Origin of the sequence: Mesorhizobium sp. M7A.F.Ca.CA.001.08.2.1 (assembly GCF_003998455.1) — a bacterium.
Lineage (GTDB): Bacteria > Pseudomonadota > Alphaproteobacteria > Rhizobiales > Rhizobiaceae > Mesorhizobium > Mesorhizobium ciceri.
Genome location: NZ_RZPW01000880.1, coordinates 1 through 2,359, shown reverse-complemented (window position 1 = coordinate 2,359; position 2,359 = coordinate 1). Strand labels below are relative to the sequence as shown.

Here is a 2,359-nt window from a genome sequence, read left to right as displayed (position 1 = left end):
CCGCCACTTCGACCGGATATGTCTCACCGAAATACTCGATCGTGAGCTTGCGGCCTTCCTGGGCGTACGCCCACGGCAGATAGGCAAGACCGATATTCTTGCCGATGGTCGGGCCATAGGCCATCGAGGTGGTGAAGGACCGCCGGCCGAGTTCGTCGACCAGCGTCTCGCCGGTCTTCGGATCCATCACCGGCATGGTGCCGACGGGATAGCGGGCAACGCCTTTGGAATCGACATTCTCGGTCATCACCAGCGTGCACAGCATGGCCGGTTGGTGCTCGCGGGCGCGGTATTCGACGTGCTTCGCCTTGCCGCAGAAATCGTTCTCCTTGACCTTTGGACGAGCGAGATCCGCTTCGAGCAGATTGTACTCGGTCAGAAGGTCGGCGTTCTGCAGGCGCAGGCTCTTTTCCATGCGGCGCGTGTTGGCATAGGTCTCCACACCGAAAGGCATCACGCCGGTCGAGCGCAGCGCATCCCACACAGCGAGACCGTCCTCGTAGCGCATATGCAGTTCCCAGCCCTGCTCGCCGACATAGGAGATGCGGAAAGCGGTGACGTCCTTGCCGCCGATCCGGACCGGCTTGATCGCCGCGAATGGGAAGTTCTCAACAGAGAGCCCGTCCGGGTTTTCGACCACCTTCTGCAAGGTCGCCCGGGCGTTCGGCCCCCAGATGCCGATGGTCACATAGTTCTCGGTCACGTCGGTGATGGTGACGTCGAAACCTTTGTCCTGTGCCGTGCGGCGCATGTACTGGAAGTCGCGCGGGCCAGCGTCCGCGCCGTCGATCAAACGACAGCGGTCGGCCATGCGAATGACGGTAAAGTCGGCCCGCACCATGCCTTCCTCGTCGAGGAAGTGGGTGTAGATGCCCTTGCCGATGTTGTTGTCGCCGCCAATCTTGGCTGCGCACAACCATTCCAGCAGCGCGACATGGTCTGGACCTTCGATGTCGTACATGGCGAAATGCGACAGGTTGACGATGCCGCAATCCTCGCTCATGGCGAGATGTTCGGCATTGGAGACGCGCCAGAAATGGCGGTTGTCCCATTCGTTCTCACGCACCGGCACCCGGTTGCCGTATTTCTCCAGGAGATGCTCGTTGGCGGCATAGCCGTGGGCGCGCTCCCAGCCGCCGAGTTCCATGAAATAGCCGCCGAGTTCCTTCTCGCGTTCCCAGAACGGCGAGCGCCGGATATTGCGGGCCTTGGAGAACGGCTCGCGCGGATGTACCGCCGGATTGTAGACCTTCATCGCCGTCTCGGTGCAGCGGTCCCAGATGAACTGCTCCTTGGTCTGGTGCGGATAGAACCGTGCATAGTCGATGGCATGGTGATCGATTGCGGTGCGGCCGTCGGTCATCCAGTCGGCGATCAGCTTGCCCATGCCGGGACCATCCTTGACCCAGATGGCAACGGCATACCACAGACCCCGCACCTTCTGGCTTTCGCCCATCGACGGGCCGCCATCCGCGGTTACCTGGAGAAGTCCATTGAACGAATGGCTCTCATTATAGCCGAGTTCGCCGAGGATCGGCGTCAGTTCCATGGCGCGTTCGAGCGGCGCCAGGATCTGTTCCATGTCGAGATCGCGTTGCGACGGCGAAAGCCGCGCCTGGTCCTTCTCCAGCAGGTCGCGCGGGTGGCAAAGGCGCGGATTGGTCTCTTCGTAATAACCCCATTCGATCTGCCCGCCCTCGGCGGTCTTGGGATCACCGGTGTCGCGCATATAGGCCGAGTTGCCCTGGTCGCGCAGCAGCGGCCAGCCGATCTCCTTGCCGGTGCCGGCGAACTCGTTGTAGGGGCCGAAGAAGGTCAGCGGATGGTCGATCGGCATGACCGGCAGGTCTTCGCCGACCATTTCCGCTATCAGCCGGCCCCAAATCCCGGCGCAGACGACGACATAGTCGGCCTCGATGGTGCCGCGGTCCGTTACCACGCCTGATATGCGGCCGTCCTTGACGACCAGCGACCGGGCCGATGTGTTGGCGAAGGATTTGAGCTTGCCCGACGCTTCCGCCTGGTCGACCAGCTTGCCGGCGACCGTCTGCGAACGCGGGATGACCAGACCGGCATCGGGATCCCAAAGACCACCTTGAACAATCGCTTCTTCGATGAGCGGAAATTTTTCCTTGATCTCGGCCGGCTCGATCAGGCGGGCGCGCGTGCCAAACGCCTTGGCCGAGGCGATCTTGCGCTTGATTTCTTCCATTCGGCTGTCGTCGCCGACACGCGCGACCTCGAGGCCGCCGATACGCGCGTAATGACCCATCTTCTCGTAGAAATCGATGGAGTAGAGCGTCGTCCAGCACGACAGGAAATCGTGGCTGGTGGTGTAGCAGAAGTCGGCGGCGTGCGC

General features: G+C 62.1%; 1 protein-coding gene. It reads right to left on the bottom strand.

Going from position 1 to position 2,359, the window contains the following annotated elements:
• Positions 1-2,359, bottom strand: a 2,359-nt coding sequence (locus EN914_RS32390) for an FAD-dependent oxidoreductase (protein ID WP_164779073.1), incomplete at both ends; no start/stop codon positions are given.